The 17569-nt window shown below is 40.3% G+C and carries 15 protein-coding genes; 4 read left to right on the plus strand and 11 right to left on the minus strand.

Translation table 11 applies throughout. From position 1 onward, the window contains the following. Positions 1–9 precede the first annotated feature (9 nt). The 4 genes from RRU92_RS08030 to rnc all read right to left on the minus strand — a co-directional run bounded on the left by RRU92_RS08030 (position 10) and on the right by rnc (position 5887). A complete protein-coding gene (locus RRU92_RS08030) occupies positions 10–219 on the minus strand; it encodes a hypothetical protein (RefSeq protein ID WP_303405095.1) in 210 nt (69 codons plus the stop codon). A gap of 693 nt (positions 220–912) precedes the next feature. Beyond that, entirely contained in the window at positions 913–1572 is a 660-nt protein-coding gene (locus RRU92_RS08035; protein ID WP_049530871.1) for a trimeric intracellular cation channel family protein, read from the minus strand. Positions 1573–1658: 86 nt separating this feature from the next. Further along, positions 1659–5198 carry a chromosome segregation protein SMC gene (smc, locus tag RRU92_RS08040; protein WP_315639281.1) on the minus strand — a complete coding sequence of 1180 codons (3540 nt, stop codon included), beginning with the start codon at positions 5196–5198 and terminating at the stop codon, positions 1659–1661. Beyond that, entirely contained in the window at positions 5189–5887 is a 699-nt protein-coding gene (rnc, locus tag RRU92_RS08045) for a ribonuclease III (RefSeq protein WP_315639282.1), read from the minus strand. Before rnc ends, smc begins: the two co-directional genes overlap by 10 nt. Before the next feature lie 153 nt (positions 5888–6040). Between rnc and RRU92_RS08050 the strand changes: the two genes are divergently transcribed. The 3 genes from RRU92_RS08050 to ffh are packed head-to-tail and all read left to right on the plus strand — an operon-like array spanning position 6041 to position 8174. Continuing rightward, positions 6041–6373: a putative DNA-binding protein gene (locus RRU92_RS08050; RefSeq protein WP_000402065.1), complete on the plus strand. Its 333-nt coding sequence runs from the start codon at positions 6041–6043 to the stop codon at positions 6371–6373. A 2-nt stretch (positions 6374–6375) separates the two neighbouring features. Continuing rightward, the gene (locus RRU92_RS08055; protein ID WP_315639285.1) at positions 6376–6591 is read left to right on the plus strand and encodes a 2-oxoglutarate:acceptor oxidoreductase; all 216 of its coding nucleotides are present in this window, start codon (positions 6376–6378) and stop codon (positions 6589–6591) included. A gap of 17 nt (positions 6592–6608) precedes the next feature. Further along, entirely contained in the window at positions 6609–8174 is a 1566-nt protein-coding gene (gene ffh, locus RRU92_RS08060) for a signal recognition particle protein (RefSeq protein ID WP_315639286.1), read from the plus strand. Between the two features lie 23 nt (positions 8175–8197). On the opposite strand, the gene RRU92_RS08065 is transcribed toward ffh, so the two are convergent. The 6 genes from RRU92_RS08065 to RRU92_RS08090 form a co-directional block, all read right to left on the minus strand. After that, positions 8198–9088, minus strand: a complete 891-nt coding sequence (locus RRU92_RS08065; protein WP_315639287.1) for an RluA family pseudouridine synthase — start codon at positions 9086–9088, stop codon at positions 8198–8200. Further along, on the minus strand, positions 9078–9539 hold the full coding sequence (gene lspA, locus RRU92_RS08070; RefSeq protein WP_315639288.1) for a signal peptidase II: 462 nt from the start codon (positions 9537–9539) through the stop codon (positions 9078–9080). Before lspA ends, RRU92_RS08065 begins: the two co-directional genes overlap by 11 nt. After that, positions 9536–10444, minus strand: coding sequence for a LysR family transcriptional regulator (locus RRU92_RS08075; protein WP_315639289.1), 909 nt, complete (start codon positions 10442–10444; stop codon positions 9536–9538). Before RRU92_RS08075 ends, lspA begins: the two co-directional genes overlap by 4 nt. A 156-nt stretch (positions 10445–10600) precedes the next feature. Continuing rightward, complete coding sequence (sodA, locus tag RRU92_RS08080) at positions 10601–11206, minus strand: superoxide dismutase SodA (RefSeq protein ID WP_006150800.1); 606 nt, start codon at positions 11204–11206, stop codon at positions 10601–10603. A gap of 69 nt (positions 11207–11275) precedes the next feature. Beyond that, positions 11276–12313: a DNA polymerase III subunit delta gene (holA, locus tag RRU92_RS08085; protein ID WP_315639291.1), complete on the minus strand. Its 1038-nt coding sequence runs from the start codon at positions 12311–12313 to the stop codon at positions 11276–11278. Positions 12314–12345: 32 nt separating this feature from the next. Beyond that, on the minus strand, positions 12346–13281 hold the full coding sequence (locus tag RRU92_RS08090) for a dihydroorotate oxidase (protein WP_315639293.1): 936 nt from the start codon (positions 13279–13281) through the stop codon (positions 12346–12348). 229 nt (positions 13282–13510) lie between these two features. Here RRU92_RS08090 and gdhA point away from each other — a divergent pair, with 229 nt between their 5' ends. Beyond that, positions 13511–14857 carry an NADP-specific glutamate dehydrogenase gene (gene gdhA / locus RRU92_RS08095; RefSeq protein WP_248034096.1) on the plus strand — a complete coding sequence of 449 codons (1347 nt, stop codon included), beginning with the start codon at positions 13511–13513 and terminating at the stop codon, positions 14855–14857. Between the two features lie 87 nt (positions 14858–14944). On the opposite strand, the gene alaS is transcribed toward gdhA, so the two are convergent. Further along, positions 14945–17563, minus strand: a complete 2619-nt coding sequence (gene alaS / locus RRU92_RS08100) for an alanine--tRNA ligase (protein ID WP_315639297.1) — start codon at positions 17561–17563, stop codon at positions 14945–14947. Positions 17564–17569: the final 6 nt, after the last annotated feature.

Raw genomic sequence — 17569 nt, forward strand, 5'->3', positions numbered from 1 at the left:
TATCTCCTACTAAAATTCTGTAATATCAATTCCTGCTTCTAATAATCGTTCATATCTTTCATTTGAAATTATAACTGCTAATGGTTTTCCATTTTTCAATACAAAAGCTGTATTATCTTCATTAGATAAATTCGTTATTATTTTTGATGACTGACCTTTTAGAAAATCAGTCATATTGTGAAATTCCATAGGTTTTTTATTTTCTTTTTTTATTTCCATAACTACACCTCTCAATGCTATCTATTATACCAAATTTTCATTTTATTTACCATTATAAAAGTCATTACCTTTATAATTAAAAAGTCAAGTGGTTTTTCACCCCTTCCTATACTGAATAGCGATACTTCGTTAATTTGTTCTAGTAAAAACGTCTTTATATCAACATTTATAGCTAGATGCATAATCTAACGTTTACCAAAAGTTATCGTTAGAACATTTGCATCCACTAAGGTCTATTTTTAGGAAAACCATCCTAATTTTGGGTAAAAATAAGCCCTTTATCCCCCAATTGTATCATTTTCAACAATATCATTTCTCCAGCATCAAGTACGAATAACTTATTAACGACTAATTCTAACTGGATTGGGAAATATGATTTAACGATTACTAACATTTTAACGATTTAAAAGTTTAGTCATGGCAGATCCATTTTTTACAACTTCTTAGATATGGGTTATAAAAATAAAAATCCCTATATTTCAAGGGATTACTTTCTTCAATTGTATTATTTAGTTCATCCTCATTTCTGTTGCAACTATTTTAATCATAAATACTCATATTCTCCAGTTATAAATCTATCTTCTATATACCATAGAAAAAGCAAATAGCGCCTAATCCACATGAGATTAGACGCTGATAAAATGACTATTTTAAACTTATTTACGGGTTTAGAATCAAACTTTCAGCCATTCATCAATTCAAGGTTCTCTTATCCATATTTGGCAAAGAGAGTCGGAATTTAATGATGCAGAGTCGAATCACAAAACCAACAATAGAAACAATGATAAAGACAGTGATTCTTGGAAAGTGAAGGACAAAGGCCAACCAATAATAAATAACTCCAATTACGAAAGATAGAAGGGCATAAATATCTTCTTTTAGAACACTTGGTACTTCATTAATCAGGAGGTCTCGGATAATTCCACCACCTGCACCCGTTAAGCAGGCTAAAAGACCTGCAGACATCAAATTTAGCTTACTATCCACTAAGGCTGTGGCTCCGATTAGAGAGAAGATAATAAGCCCAATCGAATCAAAGATGAGATAGGCTTCTCTCAGCCACTTATAGAACTTTTTTTCATGACTAGCATTGGCTTGTTTTGAAGTTACAAAGACATACATGATAACCGCTACAAGGATAGAGACATAAATCGGGCTGGGATCAGCAAGAGAGGAAGGAAAACGACTGATAATAGAATCTCTCAAAATCCCTCCGCCTACTGCCGTTACAATTGCCAATAAACTAATTCCAAAAATATCTAATCGTTTACCAAATCCTTTGATGGCTCCTGAAGCAGCAAAGGCTATAGTTCCAATATAATTACAGATCATTAGGAATAGATCAAAATCCATATAAGCTCCTCAAATTATTTTGTAACCCTTCCGACTTCTTGAAGGTTATTTAAATGCTTAGCTTAAAAATTTGTAACGAGCACTAACTAAGCATCCATATTCTCTAAATCTTTTAGTTTTACAGAGACAATCTTAGATACACCAGATTCTTGCATGGTCACACCATAGATAGAGTCTGCTGCTGCCATAGTACCCTTACGGTGGGTAACAACGATAAACTGACTATCCTTGTCAAATCGGTTGAGATAATCCCCAAAACGTTTAACGTTGGCCTCATCGAGTGCGGCCTCTACCTCATCCAAGATAACAAATGGAATAGTCTTGACACGAATGATTGAGAAGAGCAAAGCCAGAGCTGACAAAGCCTTCTCTCCACCACTCATGAGATTGAGAGACTGAATTTTCTTACCTGGTGGTTGCACAGAGATTTCGACACCTGCTGTCAATAAATCTCCTTCTGTCAGGATTAGGTCTGCTTGACCACCACCAAACATCTGCTTAAAGGTTACTTTAAAGGACTCACGAATAGCTTCAAAGGTTGATTTAAAGCGTTCCTTCACTTCATCATTCATCTCTGTAATGGTTTCAAGAAGTAAGTTTTTAGCAGAAAGAATATCGTCGCGCTGACTATTCAAGAACTCCAAGCGTTCGTGTACTTCGTCAAACTGTTCAATGGCATCCAAGTTAACCGGACCAAGTGAACGAATGGATTTTTCAAAATCCTTAACCTTTTGTTCAGCGACAGCCAAGTCTTCCAATTGGTTCGCTTGTTCTAAAGCTTCTGTATAGCTAATTTGATATTCCTCTGTAAGCTGTCCTTGAAGATAGCGAAGGCGGTCTGTAATCTTCTCTTTAGTCGCTTCCGCTCGAGTTTGTTTACGTATCCATTCTTCATTTTGCTGACCAGCTTGTTCTAAATGACTAGCAATATCATCCAATTGACCTTCAATATCATCTAGTTCAAACTGCTTACGAATGAGCCCTTGTTGGATTTCTTCCTTCTGACTCTTAGCTTCTGTTTCCTGCTTGGTCAAAAGTTCCGTATCAACCTTTTCAAGATTGTCTACCTTTTCTTGGAGAAGGCGTTCGATTTCATCTTGCTCCATATCAAGGTATTCAAGCTCTTTGTTAATCCGTTCAATATCTGCAACTTCGTAACGCTTTCGCCCTATCATTTCTGTTTTGAGCAGACGTTCTTGAGACAGTTTATCCTGCAAGCTTTGGTAGCGTTCCTGAATAGCATTTTTATTGGACTTGATTTCTTCAATCTCAGATTCCAGCTTTTGCTTTTCGGTTGCAATAACTGCAAGACGTTCCTGGCATTTTTCTTTTTCAGCTTGCCAATCTCCACCTCTGAGATTAGTTAATTCTTGCTCCTGAAGTTTCAAGAGTGTCTCAAGTTCTTCGACCTGCTGGCTAGTTTGTTGATAAGCTAAGTACAAGCCTTGTTCCTGGATACGAGCTTGCTCTCCTTGGAACTTAATGGTCTCCAAAGTTTGACTAAGTGCATTCAAGGCTTCTTGAACTGACTTCAGATTTTCTTCCTCTTGATGCAGAAGCTTTTCTTCTTGAGCAATTTCTTTTTGCAATTGCTCCAATTCAGGCTTGATAAAAATACTGTTATTTTGACGATTGGCTCCACCAGCATAAGAACCACCTGTTCGCAATTCTGTACCGTCTAGCGTTACCATCCGAACTTGATAACGTACTTTACGAGCCGCATCACGCGCATGCTCCACTGTATCAAAGATAGCTGTGGTAGCTAGTAGATTTTTAAAAATAGCTTCAAGCTTAGCATCAAAGGAAACCAACTCATCTGCCATGCCAAGAAAGCCTAGACTTGAGGCAATCACATCTTGGTTTTGACCTGAAATGCTACGAGCTTTGATAGTTGTCAAGGGTAGGAAGGTAGCGCGACCCGCTCGATTTCTCTTAAGAAAATCGATGGCCTTTGTTGCTGCCTGTTCATCTTCAACGATGATATGTTGGCTACTTGCCCCGAGGGCAATTTCAAGAGCTGTTTGATAACGAACATCAAAAGTTAAATGTTCACTGACCGCTCCGACAATACCGCCCAGGCGATTTTTTTCTTGTAGAACACTCTTAACACCTGCATAGAAATTACTATGGTTTTTTAGAATGTTTTCCAGACTTTGCGCCTTGGCCTGCTTGTTTTTCAGGCTATCCAAACGGTCAAAGAGTTGATTTTGCTGACTTTGATAAGCCTGCTTTTGTTCTTCTTCCTGTTTAGCATGCGTCTGATAGTCAGCAAGCAAGGTCTGTACTTTTTCTTTTGCTGATTTAAGAGCAGTTTCTTGCTCACTAGCCTTAGACTTGGCAGAAGCTAATTGTTCCTTCAAGGATACTAATTGTTCTTCTTGCTTTTGAGTCTGTTGGCGACTATTTTCAAGGTCATTCTCAATCCGTGTCAACTGGTTAGAGACATCCGCTTCTTCCTGCAAGAAAGCAACAAAGCGCTCACGCAATTGCTCAATCATTTGGTCTGGATCATCAGAAAAAGCTAGCAATTCAGCTTCTAAACGATTGAGTTCTTTATTATTAACAGCTAATTCTTCTTCTAGCTTATTTAGACTGTTTTCTTTTTCTTCCTTTTCCTGAATAAGAGTATTTCTCTTTTCATCTAAACTAGCCAAACGAGCCTGTGCCTCTTGTTGATTGAGAGCAACCTGCTCTGTCTCCAGTTTAGACAAGGCCAATTTCCGTTCTAAATCACTGATTAGAGCAGTCAAATCCATCAAACTAGTTTGATCTTTAGCCATCTCAGCCTGCAAATCATGACGTTTCTTTTTGAGAGCTTGATTTTCTTCTTCTAGCTCTTGTCGCTTTTGGTAATAGCTAGTTAGAAGTTCCTGAACTTGGTTTAATTCTCCTTCTGTCACATCCAATTCAGCCTTATTGGCTTGAATTTGTGCAACCAAAACGTCCAAGTAGATCGCTTTACGCTGACCGTCCAACTCCATAAATTTACGAGCTGTAGCTGCTTGCTTCTCCAAAGGCTTGATTTGATTGTCCAGCTCATATATGATGTCTTCTAAACGGTCTAGATTGTCCTGAGTTTGTTGCAGCTTGCTTTCTGTCTCTTTACGACGGGTTTTATACTTCAAAACTCCAGCCGCTTCTTCAAAGATAGCGCGACGTTCTTCAGGTTTGGAGTTAAAGATTTCTTCGACCTTCCCTTGGGAAATGATGGAAAAAGAATCACGTCCGAGACCAGTATCTAAGAAAAGATCATGGATATCACGAAGACGAACTTTTTTCCCGTCTATCTTGTACTCACTATCTCCACTCCGATAGATATGACGTTCAACTTTGATTTCCTGGCCTGCATCCTTGATAAAGCCATCTTGGTTATCCAAAGTAACAATAACAGAAGCGTAGTTTAGAGGCTTCCGACTTTCTGTTCCTGCAAAGATGACATCAGGCATCTTCCCACCACGCAGACTCTTGACACTAGATTCACCAAGTGCCCAACGGAGGCTTTCAGTGATATTTGATTTCCCAGAGCCATTTGGTCCTACAACCGCCGTCACCCCTTGGTCAAAAACAACCTTGGTCTTGTCAGCAAAGGACTTAAACCCTTGGATCTCAATTTCCTTTAAATACATGAATCCAGCCCTTTCTCAACTGCATTTTTAGCGGCTTCCTGCTCGGCCAATTTTTTAGAGCGTCCTTTACCTGAACCTAGACTTTGTCCCTCAACAAGGACTTCAACCTCAAACATCTTATCATGGGCTGGCCCAATCTCTGAAATCACCTGATAACGAATATCAACATCTCCATTAACTTGGAGCAATTCTTGCAGGTGAGTCTTATAATCCTTGATCATCTCAAAATCGCCAGCTTCAACCTTTGGAATCATGACTTGGTAGATAAAGTTTTTTACAGTCATTATATCCTTGTCTAAAAGCAGAGCCCCCAAAAAGGCTTCAAAGGCGTCACCCAAGATCGTATCTCGGTTACGGCCTCCCGATTTTTCCTCACCCTTACCAAGCTTGATAAACTGGTCAAACTGACAATCACGGGCAAAACCAGCCAAACTCTCCTCACGGACAATCATAGCTCGTAGTTTTGACAGGTCCCCTTCTGGTTTTTTAGGGTATTTTTTAAACAGATATTCTGAAATCAATAATTGCAGAACAGCGTCTCCTAAAAATTCCAAGCGTTCGTTGTGTGAAATTTTTAAGAGGCGGTGCTCATTGGCATAACTGGTATGGGTAAAAGCTGTTTCAAGTAAGCTTTTATCTGTAAAAACAAGTTCAAAACGGTCTTGTAACACTGATTCTAATTCTTTCATGACTACCTCTTTCTAAATCATTATAATCCTATCCATTATATCAAAAAAAGGCTTCATAGTCAGAAAAGAACAGTGAAAAGCTTATTTTCTAACTTCTAGCTAAAATCAGCCCCCAGCTAGCGGATTGGGCTTTTTTTTGGTATAATAAATCTTATGGAAATTGAAAAAACCAATCGAATGAATGCTCTGTTTGAATTTTATGCAGCCCTTTTGACTGATAAGCAAATGAACTATATCGAACTCTACTATGCAGACGACTATAGTTTAGCTGAAATCGCTGAAGAGTTCGGCGTTAGTCGCCAGGCTGTTTATGATAATATCAAACGAACTGAAAAGATTCTGGAAGACTATGAGATGAAACTCCATATGTACTCTGACTACATTGTTCGCAGTCAGATTTTTGACCAGATTTTGGAGCGTTATCCAGAGGATACTTTTCTGCAAGAGCAAATTGAGATTTTGACCAGTATTGATAATAGGGAGTAATCATGGAAAATCTTGTCGTTTATAAAGGAATACCCTGTAAATTATTAGCTGCAGAGGAACCATTTCCTAGACGACTACAGATTATCTCGCCCAATGATATCTCCAAAGCTATGCAAATCGGTTTTAGCTGTTGGGAATATCCAAATGAAATCATGAAAGAAGTCACACCCGAAGAACTAGAGTGTTTGCAACATTTCGGACGATTTCCACTGAATTGAAAAAATAGGAGAAAAACATGGCATTTGAAAATTTAACAGAACGTTTGCAGAACGTCTTTAAAAACCTACGTAAAAAAGGAAAAATCACAGAGAGTGATATCCAAGAAGCAACCAAGGAAATTCGTCTGGCTCTTTTAGAAGCCGACGTTGCTCTTCCTGTAGTCAAGGACTTTATCAAAAAAGTTCGCGAACGTGCGATTGGGCATGAAGTCATTGATACCCTCAATCCAGCCCAACAAATCATCAAGATTGTCAATGAAGAATTGACGGAAATTCTTGGTTCAGACACAGCTGAGATTATCAAGTCACCAAAAATCCCAACCATTATCATGATGGTCGGTTTGCAGGGTGCTGGTAAAACAACTTTTGCAGGCAAACTTGCTAACAAACTTAAAAAGGAAGAGGATGCTCGTCCTTTGATGATTGCAGCCGACATCTATCGTCCTGCTGCCATTGACCAGTTGAAAACACTTGGACAACAGATTGATGTTCCCGTATTTGCTCTTGGTACTGAAGTTCCTGCAGTTGAGATTGTTCGCCAAGGTTTGGAGCAAGCCAAAGCTAACCATAACGACTATGTTTTGATCGATACGGCAGGTCGTTTGCAAATCGACGAACTTCTCATGAATGAGCTTCGTGACGTTAAAGCACTTGCTCAACCAAATGAAATTCTTCTTGTCATCGATGCTATGATCGGTCAAGAAGCTGCTAACGTTGCGCGAGAATTTAACGCTCAATTAGAAGTCACTGGTGTCATCCTTACCAAGATTGACGGTGATACTCGTGGTGGTGCGGCCCTTTCTGTTCGTCACATCACTGGTAAACCAATCAAGTTCACGGGTACTGGTGAAAAGATTACCGATATTGAAACCTTCCACCCAGACCGTATGGCTAGCCGTATTCTCGGTATGGGAGATATGCTGACTCTGATTGAGAAAGCTTCCCAAGAATACGATGAGCAAAAAGCCCTTGAAATGGCTGAAAAGATGCGAGAAAACACCTTTGATTTCAACGATTTCATCGATCAGTTGGATCAGGTACAAAATATGGGACCAATGGAAGATTTGCTCAAGATGATTCCAGGTATGGCCAACAATCCTGCCCTTCAAAACATGAAGGTGGATGAAAAACAAATTGCTCGCAAACGTGCCATCGTCTCTTCTATGACTCCAGAAGAACGTGAAAATCCAGACTTGCTTACTCCAAGTCGCCGTCGTCGTATCGCTGCTGGTTCTGGTAATACCTTTATCGAAGTCAACAAGTTCATCAAGGACTTCAACCAAGCTAAACAACTCATGCAAGGTGTCATGTCTGGTGACATGAACAAGATGATGAAACAAATGGGCATCAACCCTAACAACCTTCCTAAAAATATGCCTGGTGGTATGGATATGTCAGCCCTTGAAGGTATGATGGGACAAGGTGGTATGCCTGACTTATCAGCTCTTGGCGGAGCAGGAATCCCAGATATGAGCCAGATGTTCGGTGGAGGTCTCAAGGGCAAAATCGGGGAATTTGCTATGAAACAATCCATGAAACGCATGGCCAATAAAATGAAAAAAGCTAAGAAAAAACGCAAATAAAAGGGACTCGCTTGAGTCCTTTTTTAGTTATTTCGAAGTTTTTCCAGAGTCTCTTTAAAGATATCTGGAATATCAGCAGTAAATTCCATAGTTTTCCCTGTTTTAGGATGGGTAAATCCAAGCGTTTTGGCATGAAGAAATTGCCCATGTCCTTTCAAGGTTTTACGAGGGCCATAGACCTCATCGCCAGCGACAGGATGACCGATATAAGCCATGTGTACACGGATTTGGTGAGTACGTCCTGTTTCCAGTTGCAATTCCAGCAAGATATAATCACCAAAGCGCTCCAAAACTTGGAAACGTGTCACTGCTGGTTTGCCTTTGGCAGTCACAGCTTGTTTCTTACGGTCTTTTTCGCTACGTCCGATTGGTGCTTCAATCACACCACGGTCATTTGGAAGATTTCCATGAACAATAGCCCAATATTTGCGAAGAGACTTCTTATCCTTCAATTCTTGAGCCAGTGCTAAATGGGCATCATCGTTTTTAGCAATCATCAAGAGACCTGAAGTATCCTTATCAATACGATGGACAATCCCTGGACGCAAGACACCATTGATGCCTGATAGGTCCTTGATGTGGTACATAAGGGCGTTAACCAAGGTACCACTGGTATGACCAGCGCTTGGATGAACGACCATTCCTTGAGGTTTATTGACTACTGCTACATCCTCATCTTGGTAAATAATATCTAAAGGAATATCCTCAGCTACATACTCCAAAACCTCTGGTTCTGGCACCTGATAAGTAACGACATCGCCCTCTTGGACCGTATACTTGGCTTTCTTGACCTGGCCGTTGACCAAGACTTGGCCTGATTTGATTTGTTCATTGGCGAGACTTCGCGACAGTTCTGTTAAATCTGACAAAGCCTTATCTAAGCGTAGTCCGCCTGTTTCAATTTTAATTTCCATTCATTTCCTCTTTTAGCATTGCAAGCAATAACACAACTACTCCTACTGTCAGATAACTATCAGCTACATTGAATATGGCAAAATTAACAAAGTCTAAGTGAAACATATCCACGACAAATCCTTGACTGATACGATCGATAAAGTTTCCTAGGCCACCTGCAATAATCAAAACTAGTCCAAAGACAGTCCAGAAAGAATCCTCTATATGCTTATGCAAATACCAGATAGCTCCTACCATGACCACTAAGGTAATCACTGCAAAAAACCACTGTTGATCTTGAAGCATAGAAAAGGCTGCCCCCCTATTTTGCAGATAGGTTAAACTAACTAGATTTGGAATCCATGACTTGATTTCACCAAGAGCAATATTTTGAACGACGTACGCCTTTACAAATTGATCTAAGATAATCAAGGCTGCTATAATCCCTGCAATTATTCCTCTTTTTTTCATGCTTTCCTCTTCTGATCAAAATACTCTTGCATAACCTCTACAAATAAAGTCCCTGCTTGGCTCAAGTCTACTTCCTCACGTTTTACATAAACCATGCGATTATTGAGATTATCATTTAATGGAATAACGGTGATCCCGTTCACACTATTGCTATCTAAGAATCCAGATCCAGTCGCATAAGCATTTGTTCTTTCAAGAATCCCATTTAAGGTAGCGCGGTCAGTTACGTTAAACATTTGAGAGCTAGCACTTGTATCTACAAAGTTCTCTGAGTAATAAAGATACTCATCCTTTTCTTGCGTGAATCGAACTGTTGGTAAATCTGCCAAATCCTCCATAACCAACTCTTTTTTCTTGGCTAAAGGATGTCCTTCACGCAGATAGATATGCGTCTGGAAAGAAATCAACTCAATCACTTCAAGACCTAGCTTTTCAACCCGTTGCATGATTCCTTTTTGGTTTTGATTATTAAGGTAGATAATTCCAATCTCACTATGTCCTTGGGCTACTTCATCCAAAATCTGAACAGTTGTAGATTCAAAAATACGAAAATTCTTATAGTCAGGATACTGTTGCGAAAAAGCTGTAATGGTTGGTGGCAAGAAATCATAGTGCTGGCTGGCTATTGAAAACTCATCTTTCTCCTCTTCAGGATTGGCATACTGATTTTGGAAAACATCAAATCCTTTAACCAACTCTTGTGCCTTTTCATAAAATTCCATCCCACGACGTGTAAGAAAAGTTCCTGAACTGGTTCTGCGGAAAATCTTAAAGCCAAGCTCTTTTTCCAAGTCTCTTACAGAAATAGATAGACTGGGTTGGCTAACGTACATCTTCTCAGCCGCTTCACGAAAAGTACCACTATTAGCAATAGCTACAACGTAGCGTAATTGTTGAATATTCATGATTTCTCCTTCGATTTCTATCTTATCATTATACCATAAATCAAGCCTATCCAACAAAGGAAAATTATGTGTCCTAGACTTCTTAGCAAAGTAAACAAAAAACACCTTTAAAGCTAGACCCAAAATCCAACTAAAAAGGGGTGTTATCAAATGCGATTATTTAGCTGCTGCGTAGAGTTCGTCTACTTTATTCCAGTTGATAACTGAGAAGAAAGCTTTGATGTAGTCAGGACGAACGTTGCGGTATTTCACGTAGTAGGCATGTTCCCAAACGTCCAAGCCCAAGATTGGTTTTTTACCTTCTGAGATTGGTGTGTCTTGGTTTGCTGTTGAAGTCACTTCAAGTTTACCTTCTTTGTTAACAACCAACCAAGCCCATCCAGAACCGAAACGAGTTGTTGCTGCTGCAGTAAAGGCTGCTTGGAATTCTTCGAATGAACCGAAAGTTTCATCGATTGCTGCTGCAAGTTCTGCTGATGGAGCTGTTTTCTCAGGAGTCATCAATTCCCAGAAAAGAGCATGGTTCAAGTGTCCACCACCATTGTTGATAAGCGCTTGACGAATATCAGCTGGGATAGATTCTACGTCAGCAAGCAAAGCTTCAAGGTCTTCACCGATTTCAGGGTGTTTTTCAAGAGCTGCATTTGCATTGTTAACGTAAGTTTGGTGGTGTTTGTCATGGTGCAAGTGCATTGTTTCAGCATCGATGTATGGTTCTAATGCATCGTAAGCGTATGGAAGATCTGGTAAGATAATAGCCATCTGTAATACCTCTTTTTCTTTCTATATAATGATGATAACGCAATCATCCTATTTTTTCAAGTTATTTGCTCAATTTGACTGGCTAGCAATCTGTAATAGAGCCTTCTCAAACAGGTAGCCTTTCTGATAAACTCCTGTCTTAATTTGATAATCAGCTTGGATGAGATAACGAATAGAATTCTGGAGAAAATCAAGGGATAGTCTTCGAGAATCACGAAGGGCAAATTTGATTTGATAGGGATTAGGATTGCGACCAAGATAGTGACCCAAACTGCTGACCATCTGGGACTCTGTCTGACCAGATTCTTGCAAAATTTTCACTTGTGTATAGAGTCTGAACTGTCCCAACATAATGGCAATCAGTTTAATCTCATCTTCTCCCTGCAAAGTCAAATCTTTCACTAAGTCCCTTGCTTGATCTATCTTCTTCGCTAGGATGAGCTGGGTTAAGTCAAAGATATTATCCTGCAAAGTCTTTGGAATGGCTTCAACAATATCTTCTTCTGTTATCAGACCACCATCCTTATAAGACAGTAAGAAGAGCAGGTTTTTCTGAATTTCACTGAATTGAAAACCTGACTTGATAAGTAACTGTTCAAAGGATTTTCCATCAAAGGTAAGTCCTTGTTCCTGAGCCCACTTTTGAAAATATGCTCGTATTTCTTGTTCTTTTGGCTCGATGGCTTCAAAAATCTTGGCATCCCTCTTGAGTAATTTGACTAAACGTCTCTTACTATCCAGCTTCCCTTCAGCAAAAATAACTAATTTACTCGTCGGAGATGGGTTTTCCAAATATTCTTCAAAAGCCTTAAGCTCGTCATCAGATAGATAGCGCTTTTTAGCTGTTGTTATATCGAGAAAATGATCTAAAATAACAATTTTTTCATCCGCAAAGAAAGGAAGACTGACCAGCTCTAGTTCCAAGCTTTTGTAGTCTACTTCTTTCATATCAAAATAAGCAAAGTTCAAATCAGCAGGATCGTAGCCGATTTGTTTGAGAACCTGTGTTTTCATGACGTCATACTGGCCTTGATCGCCCCCTGTAAACAGGGTCAAACTCGGAAGGTTCGCTAAGGACAGCTTTCGGCTTTCTTCTATGACTAGCATCTATTCTCCTTTCTTTTTAGTTTCGCTTTTCTTTAATCAATATAATTCAATTTCCCACGGAAATCTTCAAGGTTTTCATAACCTTTTTCCGTCATAATTTCTTTGAATTCCTTTGTAATACGTTCAAAAGAACCTACTCCTTCTTTATGAAGAGTAGTTCCTACCTGCACCATGCTGGCACCACATAGGATATGTTCAAAGGCATCACGTCCTGTTAATACTCCACCTGTTCCGATGATTTGGATTTCTGGATTTAAGCGTTGATAGAAAGCATGAACATTTGCAAGGGCAGTAGGTTTGATGTATTCTCCGCCAATCCCACCAAAGCCATTCTTAGGACGAATCACGACTGACTCATCTTCAATATAAAGACCATTTCCGATAGAGTTAACACAGTTGACAAACTTGAGCGGATATTTGTTAAAGATCGCTGCCGCTTGATCAAAATGAACAATATCAAAATAAGGTGGAAGCTTAATTCCTAAAGGTTTTGTAAAATACTCAAAGACTTCTGATAAGATACGATCTGTAGTTTCAAAGTCATAGGCAATCTGAGGTTTACCTGGAACATTTGGACATGAGAGATTGAGCTCAGTCAACCCACGAAAATCACTCTCTTGAACCTTTTTCAAGATGGTGTGAGTTTCCTCTGGAGACATTCCAACTAATGATAGAAAGAAGGTACGATTTGGTTCCTTTTCTTGTAACTCTAAAAGATAGTTTAAGTAATAATCTAAACCATTATTTGGTAGACCCATAGAGTTGATAGAGCCAAGTGGAACATCTTGATAACGTGGTTCAGGATTTCCCTGACGAAATTCCAAGGTTGCTGTCTTAGTGACAAAGGTTCCTGCTGCTGAGTTTTTAACACCTTCTAACTCCTCAATTGTCATACAAGCAACTCCTGCCGCATTCATCAAGCAATTGTCAAACTCAAAACCAGCAATCTGTGTTTTAGTTGATACCATGATTCTGTTCCTCCAGATTCCTTTTTATGTCTATTATTATACCATACTTTAACTTTTGCTTTTCAATAAAACCATTTCCATAGAAAAGGTTCGTTTTTTAGCAAGTTTTGAATCAGTTGTGTCAAATTGAAAGAATTTTTAGAAAATTTGTGTTTTTTTCTTTACACTGAAAAAATTTTCTGCTATAATGACTCATGTAATAAAATATGACAACAAAAAGGAGAACGATATGACATCTGCTAAAGAGTATATCCAAAGCGTGTTTGAAACTGTAAAAGCTCGTAACGGGCATGAGGCTGAATTTCTCCAGGCAGTTGAAGAATTCTTCAGCACTTTGGAGCCTGTCTTTGAAAAACACCCTGAGTATATTGAAGAAAATATCTTGGCACGTATCACTGAGCCAGAGCGCGTAATTTCTTTCCGTGTTCCTTGGGTTGACCGTGATGGAAAAGTTCAAGTTAACCGTGGTTACCGTGTTCAATTCAACTCAGCTGTTGGACCATATAAAGGCGGACTTCGTTTCCACCCAACTGTAAACCAAGGGATCTTGAAATTCCTCGGATTCGAACAAATCTTTAAAAACGTTTTGACTGGACTTCCAATCGGTGGTGGTAAAGGTGGATCAGACTTCGATCCTAAAGGCAAAACTGATGCTGAAGTGATGCGCTTCTGCCAAAGCTTCATGACTGAATTGCAAAAATACATCGGACCATCTCTTGACGTACCTGCTGGTGATATCGGTGTTGGGGGACGTGAGATTGGTTACCTCTATGGTCAATACAAACGCCTCAACCAGTTTGACGCAGGTGTCTTGACTGGTAAACCACTTCCATTTGGTGGTAGCTTGATTCGTCCAGAAGCAACTGGTTACGGACTTGTTTACTACACAGAAGAAATGCTCAAGGCCAACGGCAACAGCTTTGCAGGTAAAAAAGTTGTCATCTCTGGTTCTGGTAACGTAGCTCAATTTGCCCTTCAAAAAGCAACTGAACTTGGTGCAACTGTTATCTCTGTATCTGACTCAAACGGTTACGTTATCGATGAAAATGGTATCGACTTTGACCTTTTGGCAGATGTGAAGAATAAACGCCGTGCTCGTTTGACTGAGTATGCAGCTGAAAAATCTACTGCTACCTACTACGAAGGTTCTGTATGGACTTACGCTGGTAACTATGATATTGCCCTTCCATGTGCAACTCAAAATGAAATCAACGGTGAAGCTGCGAAACGCTTGGTTGCTCAAGGCGTTATCTGTGTATCTGAAGGTGCCAACATGCCTAGTGACCTTGATGCTATCAAAGTCTACAAAGAAAATGGCCTTCTTTATGGACCTGCTAAAGCTGCCAATGCTGGTGGAGTAGCTGTATCTGCCCTTGAAATGAGCCAAAACAGTCTTCGCCTTTCATGGACACGTGAAGAAGTTGACGGTCGTTTGAAAGATATCATGACTAACATCTTCAACACAGCTAAAACAACTGCAGAAACTTACGGTCTTGGTACTGACTACCTTGCAGGTGCAAACATTGCAGCCTTTGAAAATGTAGCAAATGCTATGATTGCTCAAGGGATTGTTTAATTCTAAAAATGAACTCCTCACTATTCGTGGGGAGTTTTTTCTTATATATTAAAAAAGACCTATCCGAGTGGATAGATCTTTATTTTCTTACAATTTGCTTGCTACGGCATCCAACAAGTCTTGGATTTTCGCCTGGTTGCTTCCTCCTGCCATGGCCATATCTGGTTTACCACCACCACGTCCATCGACGATTGGAGCCAATTCTTTAACCAAGTTGCCTGCGTGCACATCTTTTGTCTTGCTCGCTACAAGAAGGTTGACCTTGTTACCAATAGCTGCGACAAGAACAAGGACATCAGAGTAATCTTTTTGTTTCCAGTTATCCGCAAAGGTACGAAGGGCACCTGCATCTGATACAGATACTTGGCTGGCAATGTAACGGTGACCGTTTGCTTCTTGAACATTCTTGAAGACATCACCTGCCGCCGCTGCTGCTGCTTTTTCCTTCAATTCTGCATTTTCTTTTTGCAATTGACGGAGTTGTTCTTGAAGTCCTTCAACCTTGTGAGGAACTTCCTTGAGTTGAGGAGCTTTCAAGGTTGCTGCGACTGCTTTCAGTGCATCTTCTTGGTCACGATAAGCTTCAAAGGCCTCTTTACCAGTCACTGCCAAGATACGACGAGTTCCTGATCCGATACCTTCTTCTTTGACAATCTTGAAGAGACCGATTTCAGAAGTGTTGCCAACGTGGGTACCACCACAGAGTTCCACTGAGTAGTCACCAATGGTTACAACACGGACTTCCTTACCGTATTTCTCACCAAAGAGGGCCATAGCTCCCATTTCTTTAGCTGTGTCAATATCAGTCTCAACTGTTTCCACTGCGATGGCTTCCCAAATCTTCTCATTGACTTGTTGCTCAATAGCACGCAATTCTTCAGGAGTGACAGCTTGGAAGTGAGTGAAGTCAAAGCGAAGGAATTCTACTTCATTAAGTGAACCTGCTTGAGTTGCATGATGGCCAAGAATATTGTGAAGAGCCGCATGGAGCAAGTGAGTGGCTGTGTGGTTCTTCATGACACGATGACGACGATTGCTATCGATAGCCAAAGTGTATTCTTGGTTCAATGCAAGAGGAGCAAGAACTTCAACGGTGTGCAATGCTTGTCCGTTTGGTGCTTTTTGAACGTCTGTTACTGTAGCTACGACATTTCCTGCAGCATCCAAGATTTGACCATGGTCCGCAACTTGTCCACCCATTTCAGCGTAGAATGGAGTTTCTGCAAAGATAAGTGACGCAGTTCCTTCTGATACAGCTTCTACTTCGGCATTGTCAGCTACGATAGCCACCAACTTAGAAGACAATTGGCTAGCATTGTAGTTGAAGACACTTTCTACAGTGATGTTTTGAAGGGTTTCGTTTTGCATACCCATAGATCCACCTTTGACAGCAGATGCACGCGCACGTTCTTGTTGTTCCTTCATGGCTGCTTCGAAACCTTCACGGTCTACAGTCATTCCTGCTTCTTCAGCAATTTCTTCTGTCAATTCTACTGGGAATCCGTATGTATCATAGAGTTTAAATACATCTTGACCAGCAATAACAGATTGTCCTTTTTCTTTCAAGTCTGCTACGATGCCTTGGGCAAAGTGTTGACCTGAGTGAAGAGTACGAGCAAATGACTCTTCTTCGCTCTTAACGATTTTTTCGATAAAGTCACGTTTTTCAAGCACTTCTGGGTAGTAGCTTTCCATGATTTTTCCAACAGTTGGAACGAGTTTGTAAAGGAAAGGCTCATTGATACCCAATTTTTGACCATGCATAGAGGCACGACGTAGGAGACGACGAAGGACATAACCACGACCTTCATTTCCAGGAAGGGCACCATCTCCAATCGCGAATGAAAGAGAACGGATATGGTCGGCAATGACCTTGAAGCTCATGTTATCGCCATCTTGGTCGTAAACCTTACCAGATAATTTCTCAACTTCACGGATGATTGGCATGAAGAGGTCAGTTTCAAAGTTTGTCTTAGCACCTTGGATCACTGCTACCAAACGCTCTAAACCAGCGCCCGTATCAATGTTTTTGTGTGGCAATTCTTTGTACTCGCTACGAGGAACAGCAGGGTCTGCGTTAAATTGTGACAATACGATATTCCAGATTTCGATATAACGGTCGTTTTCGATATCTTCTGCAAGAAGACGAAGACCGATATTTTCTGGGTCAAAGGCTTCTCCACGGTCGAAGAAGATTTCTGTATCAGGTCCAGAAGGTCCCGCACCGATTTCCCAGAAGTTGTCTTCGATTGGGATCAAATGACTTGGATCTACTCCCACTTCAATCCAGCGGTTGTATGAATCCTTGTCATCTGGATAATAAGTCATGTAAAGTTTGTCTTTAGGGAAGTCAAACCACTCAGGACTTGTCAAAAGCTCATATGCCCATGTAATGGCTTCGTCACGGAAGTAATCCCCGATTGAGAAGTTTCCCAACATTTCAAACATAGTATGGTGACGGGCAGTCTTCCCTACGTTTTCGATATCGTTGGTACGGATTGCCTTTTGAGCATTGGTAATACGTGGGTTTTCAGGAATGATGGTTCCATCAAAGTATTTTTTAAGAGTGGCAACCCCTGAGTTGATCCACAAAAGTGTTGGGTCGTTTACTGGAACCAAGCTAACGGATGGTTCTACTGAGTGGCCTTTTGTAGCCCAGAAATCAAGCCACATTTGGCGGACTTGTGCACTGGATAATTGTTTCATATGTAT

The organism is Streptococcus sp. DTU_2020_1001019_1_SI_AUS_MUR_006 (genome assembly GCF_032340315.1).
Lineage (GTDB): Bacteria > Bacillota > Bacilli > Lactobacillales > Streptococcaceae > Streptococcus.